The sequence below is a fragment of the Kitasatospora sp. NPDC127035 genome (assembly GCF_042726075.1).
Lineage (GTDB): Bacteria > Actinomycetota > Actinomycetes > Streptomycetales > Streptomycetaceae > Kitasatospora.
The window spans coordinates 176231-195513 of sequence record NZ_JBHXDN010000007.1 but is presented as its reverse complement, the minus strand read 5'-3'; the positions used below and the strand labels follow the sequence as shown (position 1 = coordinate 195513).

At 75.7% G+C, this 19283-nt stretch carries 14 protein-coding genes; 9 read left to right on the top strand and 5 right to left on the bottom strand.

What is annotated here, in order from left to right; genetic code table 11:
• Window positions 1-81: 81 nt before the first annotated feature.
• The gene (locus ACFWIC_RS07110; RefSeq protein ID WP_380516549.1) at window positions 82-906 is read right to left on the bottom strand and encodes a M23 family metallopeptidase; all 825 of its coding nucleotides are present in this window, start codon (window positions 904-906) and stop codon (window positions 82-84) included.
• Window positions 907-1226: 320 nt separating this feature from the next.
• On the opposite strand from ACFWIC_RS07110, the gene ACFWIC_RS07105 reads away from it, so the two are divergent.
• Window positions 1227-1634 carry a cobalamin B12-binding domain-containing protein gene (locus ACFWIC_RS07105; RefSeq protein ID WP_329885338.1) on the top strand — a complete coding sequence of 136 codons (408 nt, stop codon included), beginning with the start codon at window positions 1227-1229 and terminating at the stop codon, window positions 1632-1634.
• Between the two features lie 14 nt (window positions 1635-1648).
• On the opposite strand, the gene ACFWIC_RS07100 is transcribed toward ACFWIC_RS07105, so the two are convergent.
• Together ACFWIC_RS07100 and ACFWIC_RS07095 are read right to left on the bottom strand one after the other, a co-directional pair.
• Window positions 1649-3289: a DUF5691 domain-containing protein gene (locus ACFWIC_RS07100; protein ID WP_380516546.1), complete on the bottom strand. Its 1641-nt coding sequence runs from the start codon at window positions 3287-3289 to the stop codon at window positions 1649-1651.
• On the bottom strand, window positions 3289-4614 hold the full coding sequence (locus ACFWIC_RS07095) for an SWIM zinc finger family protein (protein ID WP_355404719.1): 1326 nt from the start codon (window positions 4612-4614) through the stop codon (window positions 3289-3291). The genes ACFWIC_RS07100 and ACFWIC_RS07095 overlap by 1 nt, the downstream gene beginning before the upstream one ends.
• Before the next feature lie 176 nt (window positions 4615-4790).
• Here ACFWIC_RS07095 and ACFWIC_RS07090 point away from each other — a divergent pair, with 176 nt between their 5' ends.
• From ACFWIC_RS07090 to sucD, 5 genes are all read left to right on the top strand, one after another.
• Entirely contained in the window at window positions 4791-5885 is a 1095-nt protein-coding gene (locus ACFWIC_RS07090; RefSeq protein WP_329885335.1) for an AAA family ATPase, read from the top strand.
• Window positions 5886-5923: 38 nt separating this feature from the next.
• Window positions 5924-8269 (top strand): DUF5682 family protein, encoded by a 2346-nt coding sequence (locus tag ACFWIC_RS07085; protein ID WP_380361354.1) that lies wholly within the window; start codon window positions 5924-5926, stop codon window positions 8267-8269.
• Window positions 8270-8297: 28 nt separating this feature from the next.
• Window positions 8298-9497, top strand: coding sequence for a VWA domain-containing protein (locus ACFWIC_RS07080; protein ID WP_380516541.1), 1200 nt, complete (start codon window positions 8298-8300; stop codon window positions 9495-9497).
• Between the two features lie 380 nt (window positions 9498-9877).
• Window positions 9878-11050: an ADP-forming succinate--CoA ligase subunit beta gene (gene sucC, locus ACFWIC_RS07075; RefSeq protein WP_329885332.1), complete on the top strand. Its 1173-nt coding sequence runs from the start codon at window positions 9878-9880 to the stop codon at window positions 11048-11050.
• A 19-nt stretch (window positions 11051-11069) separates the two neighbouring features.
• On the top strand, window positions 11070-11954 hold the full coding sequence (sucD, locus tag ACFWIC_RS07070) for a succinate--CoA ligase subunit alpha (RefSeq protein WP_329885331.1): 885 nt from the start codon (window positions 11070-11072) through the stop codon (window positions 11952-11954).
• Between the two features lie 92 nt (window positions 11955-12046).
• Here sucD and ACFWIC_RS07065 read toward each other — a convergent pair whose 3' ends face one another.
• Window positions 12047-14179: a sigma factor-like helix-turn-helix DNA-binding protein gene (locus ACFWIC_RS07065; RefSeq protein WP_380516537.1), complete on the bottom strand. Its 2133-nt coding sequence runs from the start codon at window positions 14177-14179 to the stop codon at window positions 12047-12049.
• Between the two features lie 135 nt (window positions 14180-14314).
• Between ACFWIC_RS07065 and ACFWIC_RS07060 the strand changes: the two genes are divergently transcribed.
• Window positions 14315-15778, top strand: a complete 1464-nt coding sequence (locus ACFWIC_RS07060) for a DUF6350 family protein (protein WP_380516535.1) — start codon at window positions 14315-14317, stop codon at window positions 15776-15778.
• A gap of 197 nt (window positions 15779-15975) precedes the next feature.
• On the opposite strand, the gene ACFWIC_RS07055 is transcribed toward ACFWIC_RS07060, so the two are convergent.
• Complete coding sequence (locus tag ACFWIC_RS07055) at window positions 15976-16635, bottom strand: hypothetical protein (protein ID WP_329885328.1); 660 nt, start codon at window positions 16633-16635, stop codon at window positions 15976-15978.
• Between the two features lie 346 nt (window positions 16636-16981).
• Here ACFWIC_RS07055 and purN point away from each other — a divergent pair, with 346 nt between their 5' ends.
• Both purN and purH read left to right on the top strand, forming a co-directional pair.
• Complete coding sequence (gene purN, locus ACFWIC_RS07050; RefSeq protein ID WP_329947739.1) at window positions 16982-17641, top strand: phosphoribosylglycinamide formyltransferase; 660 nt, start codon at window positions 16982-16984, stop codon at window positions 17639-17641.
• Entirely contained in the window at window positions 17638-19218 is a 1581-nt protein-coding gene (purH, locus tag ACFWIC_RS07045; RefSeq protein ID WP_329947738.1) for a bifunctional phosphoribosylaminoimidazolecarboxamide formyltransferase/IMP cyclohydrolase, read from the top strand. The genes purN and purH overlap by 4 nt, the downstream gene beginning before the upstream one ends.
• Window positions 19219-19283 lie beyond the last annotated feature (65 nt).

Genomic DNA, 19283 nt, shown 5'->3' with positions numbered 1-19283 from the left:
GGCCCGCTCGGGGCTCGTACGGCCCGCGCCGACCGGTGGTCGGCGCGGGCCGGGCGCGGGCCGGCCCGGCCGGTGCCGGGCTCAGCGCGGATCGACGCCCTGGGCGAGGAACCAGGGCAGCGGGTCGACGGGCGCGCCGCCGCCGGCCGGGCGGATCTCGAAGTGCAGGTGCGGGCCGGTGCTGTTGCCGCTGTTGCCGACGAAGGCGATGACGTCGCCCGCCTTCACGGTGCCCTTGCGGATCTTGTACGAGCGGAGGTGGCAGTACCAGGCCTCGGTGCCGTCGGCCATCTTGAGTATCGACATGTAGCCGTACGACGGGTTCCACAGCGTGCGGATGGTGCCGTCGGTGACGGCCAGGACCTGGCTGCCGCCGTCCACCGGGAAGTCGATGCCGGTGTGGCGCTTGGCCCAGTGGGTGCCGGCCGCGCCGAACACCTCGCCGAGGCCGGCCTGGGTCACCGGAAGGGAGACCTTGGGACGCTCCGGCGGCTTCGGGGCCTCGGCGGCGACCGCCTGCGCGGCGGTGTCGGGGGTGCCCTGGGCGCCGGAGAGCGGCTGCCGGGCGTCGCCGCGGGAGGCCTGGGCGGCGTCCCCGGCGGCGAGGGCCTGCTGTGCGGCCTGCGCGGCCTGTGCGGCCGACTCCTGCGAGGCCGGGCCCGAGGCGGCGGCGGCCTCCTCCGACAGCCGGCCGGCTGCCTGGGCACGCTGCTGGTCGGCCTCGCCCTGGACGGAGATCGCGGCAGCCGCGGCCACACCGAGCGCGGCCACCGAGGGCAGCGCGACCCGGAGCAGTGCGGTCCGGGTGGCGGCCTTGGCGGCGTCGCGGCGCTGGGCGCGCGACTGCTCGCGGGCTGCCACGCGCAGTTCCGCACGGGTGGGGCGGGCGGCTGCTTCGGGAACCATCGCGGGCTGTCTCCTCGGTGGGCCTCGGGCGCGTCGTCGGGCGAGGGGAAAACAGCCGAGACTGTAGCCGGAAGTCCGACATCCGGACAAAAGTCCGGATGTCAAGAGGCTGCGGGTGTGCGGTTGTGGGGTACATCGGAGAGTGGGACCGGAAGCGGTCGGGCCCCGGCAGCCTGTGATTTTCCCCTCCTCTTGAGGGGCGGTCGGGCCAACCGGGGCGCGTGACGCTAACCTCCCCTCAGATTGGTTATTGCGCGTTAACCTCGCCCGTGCCCACAAGGTCCGGTGGGGTGGTGGACGACGAGGTCCAGGAGGCAGTGATGGGTGTGTCAGGACCGATCCGCGTGGTGGTCGCCAAGCCGGGGCTGGACGGCCACGACCGCGGCGCCAAGGTCATCGCGCGCGCCCTGCGCGACGCCGGCATGGAGGTCATCTACACCGGGCTGCACCAGACGCCGGAGCAGGTGGTCGACACCGCGATCCAGGAGGACGCGGACGGCATCGGGCTCTCGATCCTCTCCGGGGCGCACATGACGCTCTGCGCGCGGGTGCTGGAGCTGCTGAAGGAGCGCGACGCGGAGGACATCAAGGTCTTCTGCGGCGGGATCATCCCGGACGAGGACATCGTCGAGCTCAAGGCGATGGGCGTCGCCGACATCTTCACCCCGGGCACGCCGACCACTGACGTCGTCGCCTGGGTCACGGCCAACCTCCGGGCCGCCGGCTAGCCGGCTCCCGCCCGTCAGGCGGCGTCCACGGGCACGGCCAGCTCGGCGAGCATCGCCTCGCGGAAGCGCAGGGTGCCGGCCAACCGGGCGAAGGTCTCGCCCCAGGCGGTGCCGGGCGCGGCCTCGGTGGCCAGTGCCTCGACGGCGTCGGCGGTCCGGGGGGAGAGCGCGCGCTCGGTCATGCCGAGCACCCCGCTGTGGCTCCACGGGTAGGCGCCGGACGCGGCGGCCCGGGCCAGTGCGGTCACCACGGCGGTGGAGAGCGGCGGCGTCCACGGGGTCGCGCAGGCACCGAGCAGCTGGAAGGCCTCGCCCAGGCCGTGCGCCTCGATGAAGGCGGCCGTCCAGGCGGCCCGTTCGGCGGGCGGGAGCACGGCGAGCAGCTTGGCGGGGGCGCCGGTGGTGCGGGCGCTCCGTGCGGTCCGGCCGGGACCGGGCAAGGGGGAGGGCGCGGGGCCGAGCAGCGCGCGCGCCCAGTCGGCGTCCTGCTGGCGGACGGCGGCCCGGGCCCAGGCTTCGCGCAGGTCGTCGGCCCAGGTGCTGCTGGTCTCGTCGATGGAGTCGCCGACCCGCAGGGTGAGCAGCCGGGCGGGCGCCAGGCCGGTGTGCCCCGGCCAGACGGCGAGCGGCGCGGCGGCGATCACCTCGCCGAACCACCAGGCCCGTTCGCCGCGCCCGGTGGGCGACTGGGGCGGTATGCCGTCGCGCTGCATGGCCGCGTCGCACTCGGCGGGCGGGGTGACCAGCAGGTGGGTGCCGTGCTCGGAGAGGTGGACGGCGGCGCGGGCGCGCTCGGCCATCCGGGCGGCGAGCGCGGAGCCGGGGAGCGTGGAGAGCAGCTCGGCGGCGGTGGCCCGGACGTTCTTGCTGCGGTCGCCGAGCGCCGCCTCCAGGAAGGGTTCGTCGGCGGGCGAGAGGCCCTCCTGGAGGGCGTCCAGGAACAGCAGCCGGTCCTCGGCGCGCTCGGTGGGCCAGGTGCTCCGCAGCAGGGCGAGGCCGGCGGCCGGCTCCCGGCGGCGGAGCAGGGTCAGATGGGTGACGCGCTCGGCGAACAGTCCCTCGTGCCAGAGGTGGTCGTCCCCGGTGGCCGGGCCGGGGCTCTCCGGCGCTCCGGCGGCGGTGCGCAGGACGAACCGCCAGTCCGGGTTGAGGCCGGCGAGCCAGCGGCCGAGCGGGCCGGCCAGCGCGACCGCGTCGGGGCGCAGCTCGCTGCGGGCCCGGGCGGCGTCCAGCAGGGCGGGGACGGTGGCGGCGGGCGGGCGGAAGCCGCGGGCGCGGGCGGTGGCCAGCCACTGCGGGAGCAGCTCGCCGAGGTTGGCGAGGACGCCGCCGCCGGTGCCGCGGCTGGAGAGCAGCAGGGCGAGGCGGCGGGCGGCCGGGGCCGGCAGTTCGGGGCGGCCGTCCTCGGGGGCGGGTGCCGCGGGCGGCCCGGCGGCGGGGGTGGGGAGCGCACCGGCGCGGCGGCGGACCGTCTCCAGCGCGGCGAGTTCGAGCAGCGCGGCGGCCGGGTCGGTGCGGTCGACCTCGTGGGCGTACGGGGCGGACTGGTCCGGCGCGGGGAGCGGGCGGCGGTCGGTGCCGAGCAGGGCGGCGGTGTGCAGGGACTCCCAGGGGTCGGGCACGGGGGCTCCTCCGGTGAGGCGGTCGGTCGACATCAGGCGGTGGTGAGGCCGATCGGGCGGCCGTCCGGGCCCCAGGCGGTGACGGGGGCGAAGCCGCGGTGGCCGTACTCGCCGAAGACGGTGAGCGGGCGGCCGGTGGAGACGGCGGCGAGACGCCAGAGGGCGGCCTCCGGGGTGGCGGCGCGGTGCACCGGGAGGGTGTGCCGTCCGTCGGTGAGGTGCCAGCCCTCGGGGGAGAGGACGGGGACGACGTCGGTGAGGGTGGTCGGCCAGGCGTCCAGCCAGGGGTCGTCGGCGACGGCGGTGCCGTAGCCGGCGACGGCCTCGGCGACGGTCAGACCGGTCGGCGGGCCGTCGGGGGCGGCCTCGGGGGCGCCGTACCGGGTGCCGAGGGCGGCCCGCAGCGGGCGGGCGCCGGGGTGGAAGGCCAGCTCGGCCTCGACCAGCCGGCCGGTGGGCAGGGCGAGGTCGGGGGCCTGACCGGGGCGGCCGAAGGCGAGCAGCAGGGCGGGCCGGCCGGTCTTGGCGCCGCGCAGCCAGAGCCGCCGGGTGGTGAGCCGGTCGTCGGAGCCCCCCTCCATCGGGGACGTCCGGCTGCCGAGGACCAGCCAGCGGTCGCGGACGGTGGGGCCGGCCAGCAGGTCGGCGGCGTCGGTGGTGTAGCCGAGCCTGGCGCGGACGGTGGCGGCGAGCGGCGCGGGCAGTTCGTCGACCCGGGTGGCGGCGGTGGCGAGCAGGTGGAGCATGGCGTATTCCTCCAGGAGGCCGTGGGGCGGGGCGGAGTCGAGCTCGCGGACACGGGTGGCCAGACCGGGTGCCTGGGCGTCCACCATGCGCGCGGCGACCTCCTCCCAGGGGCCGGCGGCGGACTGGTCGGCGAGGCCGTGCCGGACCCGGTCGGCCAGCCGCAGCCGCAGTTCGGCGGCGCCCGCCGCGACGCGGGCGGAGCGCTTCTCGGCGCGTCGGCGGGCGGCGGCCGGGTCGGCGGGGGTCTCCGCCTTCACGGCGGGCCGCTCGGCGCGGTCCTGGCGGTCCTTCAGCCACTCGGCGGCCCAGTCGGCGGGTTCGGCGGCGGCGGGCACGGCGTCGGGGGCGGAGCTCCAGAGCAGGAGGAGACCGAGCGCGTGCTTGCACGGGAACTTCCGGCTCGGGCAGCTGCACCGGTAGGCGGGCGTGGCGAGTTCGACGACCGTCCGGTACGGCGTGCTGCCGCTGCCCCGGCACTCGCCCCAGACCGCGTCACCGTCGGTGCCCGTGGCCGACCAGGGTGCGGGCGCCGAGAGCTTGCCCGCGGCCTTCTTCGAGGTGGCGTCGGGCGCCAGGGACAGGACGTGTTCGGTGCTCCAGCGATCCTCCATGCCGACGACGGTAGGCGGGGGGACTGACAGTCGGGCGGCCCGAACTGAGGTCCGGTCAGGATTGTCAGTGGTCCGGTGCAGGGTGGTTCCCGCAGGCCGGGACGCCGACCTGGCTCCCCCCGACGACTCGCCGCCCCGCCACCCGTGTGCCCGGCGGCCGACCCGAAGGAGTCCCGATGACCGACGTCACGACCGACGTCCTGCGGCAGCACGCCGAGGACGCCTTCGCCGCCGAGCTGGCCGCGCTGGCCGGGCAGGACGACCGTCCGCGTCCGGAGCGCTGGAGCCTGTCGCCGTGGGCGGTCGCCACCTACCTGTTGGGCGGCGAACTCCCGGACGGCACCGTGATCACGCCCAAGTACATCGGCCCGCGCCGGGTGGTCGAGGTCGCCGTCACGACGCTGGCGACCGACCGGGCGCTGCTGCTGCTCGGTGTGCCCGGCACCGCCAAGACCTGGGTGTCCGAGCACCTCGCCGCGGCGATCAGCGGTGACTCCACCCTGCTGGTCCAGGGCACCGCCGGTACCCCGGAGGAGGCCGTCCGGTACGGCTGGAACTACGCGCAGCTGCTCACCAACGGGCCCAGCCGGGAGGCGCTCGTGCCCTCGCCGCTGATGCGGGCGATGGCGGACGGGAAGATCGCCCGGGTCGAGGAACTGACCCGCATTCCGGCGGACGTCCAGGACAGTCTGATCACCATCCTGTCGGAGAAGACGCTGCCGATCCCGGAGCTGGGCTCGGAGACGCAGGCCGTCCGGGGCTTCAACCTGATCGCCACCGCCAACGACCGGGACCGGGGCGTGAACGAGCTGTCGAGCGCCCTGCGCCGCCGCTTCAACACCGTGGTGCTGCCGCTGCCGGGGTCGCTGGAGGAGGAGGTCGACATCGTCACCCGCCGGGTCGAGCAGCTCGGCCGCTCCCTGCAACTGCCCGAACTGCCGGGCGGCGCCGAGGAGATCAGGCGCGTGGTGACCGTGTTCCGGGAGCTGCGGGCCGGGATCACCGCCGACGGCCGGACCAAGGTGAAGACGCCCAGCGGCACCCTCTCCACGGCCGAGGCGATCTCGGTGGTCACCAACGGCCTGGCACTCGCCGCCCACTTCGGCGACGGCGTGCTCCGGGCCGGCGACGTCGCCGCCGGCGTGATCGGTGCCGTGGTCCGCGACCCCGTCGCCGACCAGGTGGTCTGGCGCGAGTACGTCGAGGGCGTGGTCCGCGAGCGGGACGGCTGGAAGGACTTCTACCGCGCCGCCCGCGAGAACGCCCGCTGACCAGCACGACCGGAACCGACATCGGGAGGGAGGGCGCGATGAGCGCAGAGGTGACGCTGCTCGGCGTACGGCACCACGGGCCGGGCTCGGCCCGCGCGGTGGCCGCTGCGCTGGAACTGCTGCGGCCGGACGCGGTGCTGGTCGAGGGCCCGCCGGAGGCCGATCCGATCCTCGGACTGGCCGCCGACAAGGAGATGGTGCCGCCGGTCGCCCTGCTGGCCCACGCGGCGGACGACCCGGCCCGGGCGGCGTTCTGGCCGTACGCCGCGTTCTCGCCGGAGTGGGTGGCGATCCGGTACGCGGCCGAACTCGGCGTCCCGGTGCGCTTCATCGACCTGCCGGCCGCCTACGGCTTCGCCGGCTCCGAGCCCTCGGAGCCCCCCGAGGGCGGCGCGGACGGGGGCGCGGACGGGGGTGTCGCGGAGGCGGACCCCGGCCTCCGGCGCGACCCGATCGCCAGGCTGGCCGAGGCGGCCGGCCACGACGACCCGGAGCGCTGGTGGGAGGACGTCGTCGAGCACCGGCTGCCCGGCGCCGACGCCCTCGCGCCCTTCGAGGCCGTCGCCGAGGCGATGACGGCGCTGCGCGAGGACGGCGGCGGCGTCACCCGGCACGACGAACAGCGCGAGGCGCACATGCGCCAGCAGATCCGTGCCGCCCGCCGGGCCGGCCACCGGCGGATCGCCGTGGTCTGCGGGGCCTTCCACGTCCCCGCACTGGCCGTCATGCCCACCGTGGCGCACGACCGGGCGGTGCTCGCCGGACTGCCGAGGAAGGTCCGGACCGAGATCACCTGGGTGCCCTGGACGCACCGCCGGCTCTCCCAGCTCAGCGGCTACGGCGCCGGGATCGTCTCCCCGGGCTGGTACCACCACCTCTTCCGGGCCGAGGGCGACCCGCTGCCCGAGTGGCTCACCCGGGCCGCCGGTCTGCTCCGCGCCGAGGACCACCCGGTCTCCTCCGCCCACGTCATCGAGGCCGTCCGGCTGGCCCGCGCGCTCGCCGTCATGCGCGGCCGCCCGCTCGCCGGGCTCACCGAGGCGCTGGACGCCGTCCGGTCGGTGATGTGCGACGGCTCGGACGTCGCCCTGGCCCTGGTCCGGGACCGGCTGGTGATCGGCGACGCGCTCGGCGAGGTGCCCGACGGCGCGCCGGCCGTCCCGCTCCAGCGCGACCTCACCCGCTGGCAGCGCACGTTGCGGCTCAAGCCCGAGGCCGAGCCGCGCGAGCTGGACCTCGACCTGCGCAAGGAGAACGACGCGGCCCGCTCCCGGCTCCTGCACCGGCTCCGCCTGCTCGGCGTCGACTGGGGCGTACCGGCGCGGTCCGCGGTGGCCTCCACCGGGACGTTCCGGGAGAGCTGGCGACTCTGCTGGCAGCCCGAGTTCGCCGTCCGGATCGCCGAGGCCGCCCAGTGGGGCACCACCGTCGAACGGGCCGCCGCCGGCAAGGCGGTCGGCACCGCCCGCGCCGCCGTCGAACTCGCCGAACTCACCTCCCTGGTCGAGTCCTGCCTGGTGGCCGGGCTGGCCGACGCGCTTCCCGAGGTGATGCGGGTGCTCGCCGACTGCGCAGCCCTCGACACCGACGTCGTCCACCTCGCCCGCGCGCTGCCCGCCCTGGTCCGCGCGCTGCGCTACGGAGACGTCCGGGGCACCGACCACGGCGCGCTCGACGAGGTGGCCGGCGGGCTCGCCGACCGGATCTGCATCGGTCTGCCGCCCGCCTCCACCGGCCTGGACGCGGCGGGCGCGGCACTGATGCGCGGCCACCTCGACGAGGTGCACGGCGCGATCGGCCTGCTGGACGAGGCCGGCGGCCTCGCCGACCGGTGGGCCGACACGCTGCGCGCGCTCGCCCGGCGCGAGCCGGCGGGCGGACCGGCCACCGGTGTCCCCGGCCTGCTCCGGGGGCGGGCCGTCCGGCTGCTGCTGGACGACGGCCGGCTCGACCCGGAGGAGGCCGGCCGGCGGCTCGGCCTGGTCCTCTCCGCCGCCGGCAGCCCGGCGGACGCGGCCGGTTGGATCGAGGGCTTCCTCACCGGCGGCGGCGCCCTGCTGCTCCACGACCCGCGCCTGCTGGGCCTGCTCGACGCCTGGCTGGCCGGCGTGTCGGTGGACACCTTCACCGACGTGCTGCCCCTGCTCCGCCGGACCTTCGCCACCCTGGAGACGGGCGTCCGCACCACCGTGGGCAGCCGGGTGGCGGCCGGACCGCTCGACGCCGAACCGGCCGGACCGGCCGACGGCACGGTCGAGCTGGACCCGGCCAGGGCGCAGGCGGCCCTGCCCGCGGTCGCCCTGCTGCTCGGCCTGGCTCCGGCCCCGGACCGCCCCGGCCACCGGCCGAGGATCCCCCGGCAGGCCGGGGCCCGCGACACCTGATCCGCGTTCGACCGCGAAGGAGCACCCGATGGCAGCCACCACCGCAGGCACCACCCCCGGTGCCACCCCCCTCGACGCCGACGAGCGGCTCCGCCGCTGGCGACTGGTCCTCGGCGGCGAGGCGGACGGCACCGGCCGGACCCTGCGCGGCCGGGACGCCGCGATCGACGGCGCGCTCGCCGCGCTCTACCGGGGCACCCCGGAGGAGGGCCGCGCCGTCGGCCGGACCGGCCGGCGGGCCGCGGGCCTGGGCGGCTCGGCCCCGCAGGTGGCCCGCTGGCTGGGCGACATCCGGGAGTACTTCCCGGCCACCGTCGTCCAGCTGATGCAGCAGGACGCCATCACCCGGCTCGGGCTGGAGCAGCTGCTGCTGGAGCCGGAGATGCTGGAGGCCGTCGAGCCGGACGTCCACCTGGTCGGCACCCTGCTCTCGCTCAAGCACGCGCTGCCCGAGACCACCCGCGAGACCGCCCGCGCGGTGGTCGGCAAGGTCGTCGTCCGGCTGGAGCGCCGGCTCGCCGACCGCACCCGGGCCACCCTCGGGGGCGCGCTGGACCGCAGCGCCAGGGTCAACCGGCCGCGTCACCGCGACATCGACTGGGACCGCACCGTCCGGGCCAACCTGAAGAACTACCTCCCCGAGTACGGCACCGTCGTCCCCGAGCGGCTGGTCGGCCACGCCCGGGCGCAGCGCGCGGTGAGGAAGGACGTCATCCTCTGCATCGACCAGTCCGGCTCCATGGCGCCTTCGGTGGTGCACTCGGCGGTCTTCGGCGCGGTGCTCGCCTCGATGAAGAGCCTCGACACCCGCTTGGTCGTCTTCGACACCTCGGTGGTCGACCTCACCGAGCAGCTGGCCGATCCGGTCGACGTGCTGTTCGCCACCCAGCTGGGCGGCGGCACCGACATCAACCGCGCGCTCGCCTACTGCCAGTCCAGGATCACCCGGCCGTCGGAGACGATCGTGGTGCTGATCAGCGACCTCTACGAGGGCGGCATCCGGGACGAGATGCTCAAGCGGGTCGCCGCGATGAAGGCGGCGGGGGTCCAGTTCATCGCGCTGCTGTCGCTGTCCGACGAGGGCGCGCCCGCCTACGACCACGCGCACGCCGCCGCCCTGGCCGCACTGGGAGCCCCGGCCTTCGCCTGCACGCCCGACGTCTTCCCGGAGATCATGGCCGCGGCGATCGAGAAGCGCCCGGTCCCGGTCCCGGACCAGGGGGCGTGAACGAGGCGCGTGAACGAGGGACGTGATCGGGGGCCGGACCAGGGGGGGCGTTAACGCTGCGGAGCCGGGTTCACCCGGACGAGGGAAGGAGTGGCACGGCTCGGCTGACCCGCCGGTCAGAGCGCCCGGCGTGCGCCCGTAGGCTTTCTGTGATGGTTCTCACCAAAGACGGGCCGGTCCCGGGCGAAACACGCCCGTCGTACGGCGATAACCTGCCAGACGGACGTGACGCGCGTGTTGATTGACGTGTGCGCCCGTGGCTGTGTGGGCCGCAAGGCCGTACCTCTGCGTACCCGCACCGCCCCGACGACCCGCAGCGAAGATCCTGCCGTGGCACGCTCGTAGAGACACAATCCGCGACCACGAACAAGGACAAACACGTGGACCTGTTCGAGTACCAGGCGAGGGACATCTTCGCCAAGCACGGCGTGCCCGTGCTTGACGGTGATGTCATCGAGACCGCCGCAGACGCTGCCGCCATCGCGGAGCGCTTCGGCGGCCGCGCCGTCGTCAAGGCTCAGGTGAAGGTGGGTGGCCGAGGCAAGGCCGGTGGCGTCAAGCTCGCCGCCGACCCGGCGGACGCCGTCGCCAAGGCCGGGGCGATCCTCGGCATGGACATCAAGGGCCACACCGTTCACAAGGTGATGCTGGCCCAGACCGCGGACATCAAGGAGGAGTACTACGTCTCCTTCCTGCTCGACCGCACCAACCGCACCTTCCTGGCCATGGCCAGCGTCGAGGGCGGTGTGGAGATCGAGGTCGTCGCGGAGCAGAACCCGGAGGCGCTCGCGAAGATCCCGGTCGACGCCAACGAGGGTGTGACCCCGGAGAAGGCCGCCGAGATCGTCGCCGCCGCGAAGTTCCCGGCCGAGATCGCCGACCAGGTCGCCGATGTCCTGCAGAAGCTCTGGGTCGTCTTCATCAAGGAGGACGCCCTCCTCGTCGAGGTCAACCCGCTGATCAAGTCCGGTGACGGCAAGATCATCGCGCTCGACGGCAAGGTCTCCCTGGACGAGAACGCCGAGTTCCGCCAGCCGGAGCACGAGGCGCTCGAGGACAAGGCCGCGGCCAACCCGCTGGAGGCCGCCGCCAAGGCCAAGGGCCTCAACTACGTCAAGCTCGACGGCGAGGTCGGCATCATCGGCAACGGCGCGGGTCTCGTCATGAGCACCCTCGACGTGGTCGCCTACGCGGGCGAGAACCACGGCGGCGTCAAGCCCGCCAACTTCCTCGACATCGGTGGCGGTGCCTCCGCCGAGGTGATGGCGAACGGCCTGGAGATCATCCTGGGCGACCCCGACGTCAAGTCGGTCTTCGTCAACGTCTTCGGTGGCATCACCGCGTGCGACGCCGTCGCCAACGGCATCGTGCAGGCCCTGGAGCTGCTCGCGTCGAAGGGCGAGGCCGTCACCAAGCCGCTCGTCGTCCGCCTCGACGGCAACAACGCGGAGCTGGGTCGCAAGATCCTCGACGACGCCAACCACCCGCTGGTCCAGCGCGTGGACACCATGGACGGTGCGGCCGACCGCGCCGCCGAGCTGGCCAACAAGTAAGGAAGGGGACTTTCACACCATGGCTATCTTCCTTACCAAGGACAGCAAGGTCATCGTTCAGGGCATGACCGGCTCCGAGGGCATGAAGCACACCCGCCGCATGCTCGCCTCCGGCACCCAGATCGTCGGCGGTGTCAACCCGCGCAAGGCCGGCACCACGGTCGACGTCGACGGCACCGACGTGCCCGTCTTCGGCACCGTCGCCGAGGCCATCGAGAAGACCGGTGCCGACGTCACCGTCATCTTCGTGCCGCCGAAGTTCACCAAGGACGCCGTCGTCGAGGCCATCGACGCCGAGATCGGCCTGGCCGTCGTCATCACCGAGGGCGTCCCGGTGCACGACACCGCCGCCTTCTGGGCGCACGCCGGCTCGAAGGGCAACGTGACCCGGATCATCGGCCCGAACTGCCCCGGTCTGATCAGCCCCGGACAGTCGAACGCCGGCATCATCCCGGCCGACATCACCAAGGCCGGCAAGATCGGCCTGGTCTCGAAGTCCGGCACCCTGACCTACCAGCTCATGTACGAGCTGCGCGACATCGGCTTCTCCTCGGCCGTGGGCATCGGCGGTGACCCGGTCATCGGCACCACCCACATCGACGCCCTCAAGGCGTTCCAGGAGGACCCGGAGACCGAGCTCATCGTCATGATCGGTGAGATCGGCGGCGACGCCGAGGAGCGTGCCGCGGCCTACATCGCCGAGCACGTCACCAAGCCGGTCGTCGGCTACGTCGCGGGCTTCACCGCCCCCGAGGGCAAGACCATGGGCCACGCCGGCGCCATCGTCTCCGGCTCCTCGGGCACCGCCCAGGCGAAGAAGGAGGCCCTTGAGGCCGCCGGTGTCAAGGTCGGCAAGACGCCGTCCGAGACCGCCCGCCTGGCGCGTGAGCTGTTCAAGGGCTGACGCTCCTGCTCATGTCGAGCGCCCCCGTCCGGTGATCCGGGCGGGGGCGCTCGCCATTTCCGGGGCCGTCGCCCGGCCCCGGCGGCCGGGGTTCAGCGACCGGCCGCGCACGGGTGCAGTGCCCAGTCGTGGCACGGGTGGGGACCGACGGCCACCGTGCCCGGCGGCGGCAGCGCCTCGGCCGCCCGCCCCGCCGTCGGCGGCCGGTACGGATCGTCGGGCCGGGGCGGCGGCGGATCCATCACCACCGGCTCCAGGCCCGGGGTCGGCGAGCACCAGAGGCTGCGGATCCCGGAGGGCGCCCCGTCCGGGAGCAGCGGGAGCAGCGCCTCGGGCTCCGTCGCGAGCGTCGGGACCGGCGCGCAGAGCACCGGCGGCGGCGCATCGGCCGGCCGGAACAGCTCCCCGGGCCCGCCGCCCGCGAGCGTCGCCGCCACCGCGCCGCCCACCGCCACCGTGAGCAGCGCCGCCGCCCCCGTCCGGCCCGCGTTCACCAGCCCGTGCCGGGCCCGCAGCAGCGGCACCGGCGGGCGGTGCGGCTCCGGGGCCCCGCGCACCGCCGCCCGGTGCAGCAGCCCGCTCAGCCGGTCGGCGAACCCGTCCGCCGCCGGGTCCGTCCCGACCAGGTCCGGCACCCAGTGCGCCAGCGACGTCCGGGCCGCCCAGACCCGGCCCTCGGCCGCCGCCACCGTCGACTCCACCTCGACCGCCACCGCGTCGGCCGGCAGGCCCAGGCCGTCGTGCAGCACCAGTGCCCGGCGCTGCGGGCGGGAGAGTCGCCGGAGCGCCTTCAGCAGCGCGCGGTCGCGGTCGGTGAGGCGGTCGTGGTCCGGGAGCACCGCCTGGGACTCGTCGGCCGGGCGCACCTTGATCCGCCGGTGCGGCAGTCGCCAGGCGTGCGCCCGCCGGGGCCCGCCCCGGTGCCACGGCGAGAGGGCCAGCTCGAACGCCCGCGTCCGCACCCACCGCTCCGGCGCGCCCGCCGCGACCACCTCCGTCCACCGCCGCCGCGCCTCTCCGAACGCGCGCCCGACGCAGTGCACGGCCCGGTGCTTGCAGGTGGTGAGCAGGAACGTCTGCTGCACGAGCCGGGTGTGCGTCCTCTCGTACAGCTCCTCGAAGGAGCCCGCGCCGGTGTCCGCGCCGGCACCCTGGTCGACGGTCGGGTCGGTGTGCGGACCGGTGACGGTGGGAGCGTCCGCGCCGGAGCCGGTGCTCGCCGCTGCCGGACGGCGCCCGTCGGCGGCCGGCGGCGGGCCGGCCTCGTCGGCGGACGCGGTGGGGATGCCCGCCGCCGGGCGTTCGGCGGGGCGGCGGCCAGGGGTGGTGGTCCCACCCTCCCCGGCCTGCGCGGGGGCGGCGGGCCGGGCGCCGGGGGCCGCCGACGGGTCGGCGGCGGGCCGATCGGGCCGCTTGCCCGGTGCGGCACCCGGTGCAGGGGCGCCGGGGCGCGCGGGGGCCGGCCCGGCGGCCGTCGGCTCGTCGTCCTTGCCGTCTTTGTCGTCCTTGCAGGCTTTGCCGGTGCCGGTGCCGGCCGACTGCTTCCCGGGGGCCGGGGCCGACCCGGCCCCCGGGACGGCCCGGCCGTCGGGTGCGTCACTCCCGGCCCCCGGGGCGGCCGTACCGGCTGACGTCCGGTCGGCCCGGGTCGCCGGTGCGGGTGTGTCGGGGGCCGGGCGACCGTCGGCAGCCGGGTCGCCGGTGCGGACACCTCCCGGGGCGGCGCCGCCGGCCGGGTCCGGCGCCGGGTCGGGGCCGGCCGCCGGGACAGCCTTCGACACGGCCGTCGGCGTCTCTGCTGCCGATGCCGATGCCGACGTCGATGCCGACGTCGACCTTTCGGGCCCTACGGGGCCCAGCAGGGCGGCGAAGGCGACGATCTCGGCCTGGGTGCGGGTGCCGAGCTTGCGCAGGGCCCGGTGCTGGTAGCTGCGGGCGGTGGTCGGGGTGACTCCGAGTGCGGTAGCGGTCTCGGCGAGGTCCCGGCCGGCCGCGAGGTGGGCGAAGGCCTCGGCCTCACGGGCCGTCAACCGGCCGAGCAGCCGTGCGGCCTCCTCCTGCGGCGCGGTTCCCGGGGGCGTCTCCTTCGGCGGGGCCTTGGCGGTCCCGGACCGGCCGCGTCCGGCCTTGGCCTTGCCGGGGCGGCCTTTCGCGCCGGCGTTCTGCGGTGAGGGTGGGGGGGTCGGCTGGCTGGTGGGGCGCTCGGCGGTCGGGGGCTTGGTCATCAGACGCTCCGGGCCGGGTCGGTGGCGGCGGCGTGAGGGCAGGGTCTGAAAATGCGCATAAGCCAATAATCTGGGACACCCCGGCGGTTTGCCTCTTCACGGAGCATGGCGAGTCGCCTTGGCACGATGAGCCGCATGACGCAGCTGATGGGCCGTCCGATCCTCGAAGTGCCGGGCGAACTGGGCGCCAGACCGGTGTTGTCCGCCCTGCTGGCGGGGGTCCGGACCGCCCTGATCGGGCTGGCCGCCGTCGCCGTCCCGGTGCTCGGGCTCTGGGTGGTGACCCCGTACGCGGACGACGGTGCGACCGGGGCGGCGCGACTGGCGGGGGCGCTCTGGCTGCTCGGACACGGGGCGCCGGTGCTGCGCGGGGCGTCCGAGGCTCCGCTGACGGTGACCCCGCTGCTGCTCGGACTGCTGACGACGGTCCAGCTGTACCGCGCGGGTGCGCGGGCGGGGAGGCGGACGGGAGCCGGCGGGGCGGGGCGGATCCGGCGGGGCGGCGCGTTCGCGGTCTGGGCCGGTTACTGCGCGGTGGCGGTCGGGGTGGTGGCGCAGTGCGCGGGTGCGGGGGAGTTCCGCGCGCGGGTGCTGCCGGATCTGCTGGTCGTCGCGGCACTGGCCGGGGCGGCGACGGCGGCGGGTGCCCGTCGCGGGGAGCCGGTGCGGCTGCCGTCGGGTGGGTGGGAGCGCGTGCTGGCCCGGTTGCCGGGGCCGGTCCGGCCGCCGGCGGTGATTCGTCCGGTGGGGGGATCGGAGACGGTCCGGGTGGCGGTGCTGGCGGCCGGGGCTGGGCTGCTGGCGGCGGGCTCGGCGGTGCTGGCCGGGGCGGCTCTGCTGGCAGCGGTGGACGGCGGCGATCGTCCGGCGGCGGCACTGGCGGGTGGCCCGGCGGCGGTCGCGGGGACGGTGCTGCTCGGCGTGGTGCTGCTGCCGAACGCGGTGCTGTGGGGTGCGGCGTACGCGCTCGGGCCGGGGTTCGCGGTGGGCACGGGAGCGGTGGCCGCGCCGACGCGGACGGTCCTCGGGCCGGTGCCGGAGTTCCCGCTGCTCGCGCTGCTGCCGGACCCGGGGGCGGGCGGTTGGCGGCTGCTGGTCTGCCTGCTGCCCGTGGCGGCGGGGGTGGTGCCGGGGCTCCTGCTGGGCCGGGTGGCGGCGGCCGGCGGACGCCCGGAGGGCCCGGCGGAGGCCGAGGCGGCAGCGGGGGCGCCGGAGCGGAGGCGGGGCGAGGAGACCGGGCCGGGTCCGAGGCCGCCGTGGCACGCGTCCGCCACGGTGACGGCGGTGCTGGCGGTCGCACTGCTGACCGGCGGCGGGGCGGCGCTGCTCGGCTGGCTCTCCGGCGGGGCGCTGGCGGGCGGGCGGATGGCCTGGCTCGGCCCGGTGCCGTGGTCGACGGGGTTGGCCGCGACGGTCTGGGTGGCGGTGGTGGCGGGTCCGATCGCGTTGGTGACCCGGGGCCGCGCCCTGCGGGCGTCCGCCGGGCGGACCGGGACCGGCGCGCTCGTCCTCACCGCGCGCCGGGGCGTGCTGCTGCTGCGCGCCCGGTCGTACGCCGCGGTGGTCCGGTTGTCCGGCCGGGCGGGCCGCACGGAGTGAGTCGCGGCAGGGACCGGCCGGAACGGGCCCGTGCCGGCGTCCCGGCATCGACCCCCTGCCCGCCGGACACCGACCGCGGACGGCGGTCCGCCCTCGGACCGCCGGGCCATCCGACCGCAGGGCCCTCGGACCGCCGGCCCTCCGACCTCGACCGAGGGCCGCGCCGCAACGCGCGCCGGCCGCCGGCCGGGTGTCGCCTACTCGCTCGTCTTGGTGATGTCCACGTACCACTGCGGTGCGAGCTTGTCGCAGCCGTCGACCGCGCTGGAGGTCAGCGAGTCCTGGACGCAGGTGACGTAGTCGTTGTAGTAGACCGCGAGACCGAGCACCGAGGAGACGAAGACCACCGTCATCGCCCCGGTGAGGATGCCGGCCAGGGCGGCCGGGGTCAGGGGGTTGGGCGTGGAGGGCTCCGACGGCGCCTGACCTGCCGATCCCCCGCCCGCCGTACCCGCGCCGGAGCTCTGCTTGGGGGCCCGCATGGCGGAGACGCCCCAGAAGACGGCGAGCGCGCCGACGAACAGCGCGACGTAGTGCAGCGACGCGAAGGCGCAGACCAGCGAGATCATGCCGGCCAGGGCGGCGTTGCGGGCCCGGCGCTGGGCCGGGTCGTTCGGGTCGAGCTTGGGCGGCTGGGGTGCCGACGGGCGGGGGTTCCGGCCGCCGCCCTGGTAGCCGGGGCTCCACGGGTGCGGCGGCGGGACGAGCGGGCGCTCGTCCGGCTCGCCGTCCTGGCCGTCGGGCCGGTCGGCGCCCCCGTTCGGGCGGGGAGCTCGCGGCCGCCACGGCTGGTCAGGGGCATCCGCCGGCGGCGGCGCGAAGGGGTTGCGCTCGCCGGTGTCGTCTCCGCTGCTCATGGTTCGGCCATTCCTTCTCGGTCGGTGGGCGGATGCCCGCGCCACCCTATGATCCCGCAGGCGTACGCGGGAGGCTTCGGCGGCCTGCCGTCGGAGGCCGACCGGGCCGGGCGGGCGGCCCGGCGAGATCCCGGTCTCAGCTACGCGCGTAGCCCGAGTGGGCGTTTCGGAGGCCGTCCGACCAGCCGTTATCGTGGTGACGGTCAGCAGCTCGCACGGGTTCCCCGGGCTCCCGCGTCGCGGCGGGTTTTCTCGGAGTTCCCCCTCGCTCGACCTGCCGTTCGTAGTGGCCCCACCGCCGGTGGACGTACCAGCGGACGGCGACCGACCTACGGAGAATCGCGCAGTGGCCGCCGCCCCCGCTCAGCTCTTCCCGCCCCGCACGCCCGGACCGGCCCGTCTGGTGGTGCTGGTCTCGGGCTCCGGCACCAATCTGCAGGCCCTGATCGACGCCGCCGCCGACCCGCAGTTCGGCGCCGAGATCCTCGCCGTGGGCGCGGACCGCGACGGCATCGCCGGCCTGGAGCGTGCCGAAAGTGCCGGTCTGCCGGTCTTCGTGCACCGGGTGAAGGACTTCGCGGACCGGGCCGGCTGGGACCGCGCGCTGACCGACTCGGTGCGGGCGTACGAGCCGGACCTGGTCGTCACGGCCGGCTTCATGAAGATCCTCGGCCCCGAGTTCATCGCGGCCTTCGCCGGGCGGATCGTCAACACCCACCCCGCGCTGCTGCCCGCCTTCCCCGGCGCCCACGGCGTCACCGACGCGCTGGCGTACGGGGTGAAGGTCACCGGCTGCACCGTCCACTTCGTCGACGCCGGCGTCGACACCGGGCCGATCATCGCGCAGGGCGTCGTGGAGGTTCTCGACGCCGACCACGCCGATGGCGGCGACGCGCTGCACGAGCGCATCAAGACTGTCGAGCGCAAGCTGCTCGTCGACGTCGTGGGCCGGCTGGCCCGCGAGGGTCACCGCATCGAGGACCGAAAGGTATGGATTCCGGCATGAGCGCCGCTCCCACCACGCCCGTTGTCTCCGAGGACGTCCGTCCGATCCGCCGCGCCCTGATCAGCGTGTACGACAAGACCGGTCTGGAGGAGCTGGCCCAGGGCCTGCACGCCGCCGGGGTCGCCATCGTCTCCACCGGTTCCACCGCCGGCCGGATCGCCGCCGCGGGCGTCCCGGTGACCGAGGTCTCCGAGCTGACGGGCTTTCCGGAGTGCCTGGACGGGCGCGTGAAGACGCTGCACCCGCGCGTGCACGCCGGCGTGCTGGCCGACCTGCGGCTGGAGTCGCACCGTGAGCAGCTGGTCGAGCTGGGCGTCGAGCCCTTCGACCTGGTCGTGGTGAACCTCTACCCGTTCAAGGCGACCGTCGCCTCCGGCGCCACCCCGGACGAGTGCGTCGAGCAGATCGACATCGGCGGCCCGAGCATGGTCCGCGCCGCCGCCAAGAACCACCCCTCGGTGGCCGTCGTGGTCGACCCGGCCCGCTACGCCGACGTGCTCGCGGCCGTGCGGTCCGGCGGCTTCGACCTGCTGACCCGCAAGCGGCTGGCCGCCCGGGCCTTCGCCCACACCGCGGCCTACGACGTCGCGGTGGCCGACTGGTTCGAGACCTCCGGCTACACCGAGACCGAGGACGCGTTCCCGGCCTTCCTCGGCTCCACCTTCGAGCGCCAGAACGTGCTCCGCTACGGCGAGAACCCGCACCAGGGCGCCGCGCTCTACACCGACGGCACCGGCGGCCTGGCCGGCGCGCAGCAGTTGCACGGCAAGGAGATGTCGTACAACAACTACGTCGACACCGATGCCGCCCGCCGCGCCGCGCACGACCACGCGGAGCCGGCCGTCGCGATCATCAAGCACGCCAACCCGTGCGGCATCGCGGTCGGCGCCGACGTCGCCGAGGCGCACCGCAAGGCGCACGAGTGCGACCCGGCCTCGGCGTACGGCGGCGTGATCGCCGTGAACCGCCCGGTCACCGTGGCGCTGGCCGAGCAGATCGCCCCGATCTTCACCGAGGTCGTGGTGGCCCCCGGTTACGAGGACGGCGCCGTCGAGGTGCTGGCCCGCAAGAAGAACCTGCGGGTGCTGCTGGCCCCCGAGGCCCCGGCCGTCCGCCAGGAGGTGCGCCAGATCTCCGGTGGCGTGCTGCTCCAGGACGCCGACCGGGTGCACGCCGAGGGCGACGACCCGGCGACCTGGACGCTGGCCACCGGCGAGGCGCTCTCCGAGGCCGAGCTGGCCGAGCTGGCCTTCGCCTGGCGGGCCTGCCGGGCCGTCAAGTCGAACGCGATCCTGCTGGCCAAGGACGGCGCCTCGGTGGGCGTGGGCATGGGCCAGGTCAACCGGGTGGACTCCTGCAAGCTCGCGGTCGAGCGGGCCGGCGAGCGGGCCAAGGGCTCGTACGCGGCCTCCGACGCGTTCTTCCCGTTCGCGGACGGGCCGGCGATCCTGATCGCCGCCGGTGTCCGGGCGATCGTCCAGCCGGGCGGTTCGATCCGGGACGAGGAGGTCGTCGCGGCGGCCGCCGAGGCGGGCGTGACCATGTACCTCACCGGTACCCGGCACTTCTTCCACTGACGCCCCGGCGCGTGACGCCGCGCCACCGGGACGGCTGACGGAACGGCAGAGCGGCCCGGCCCCCT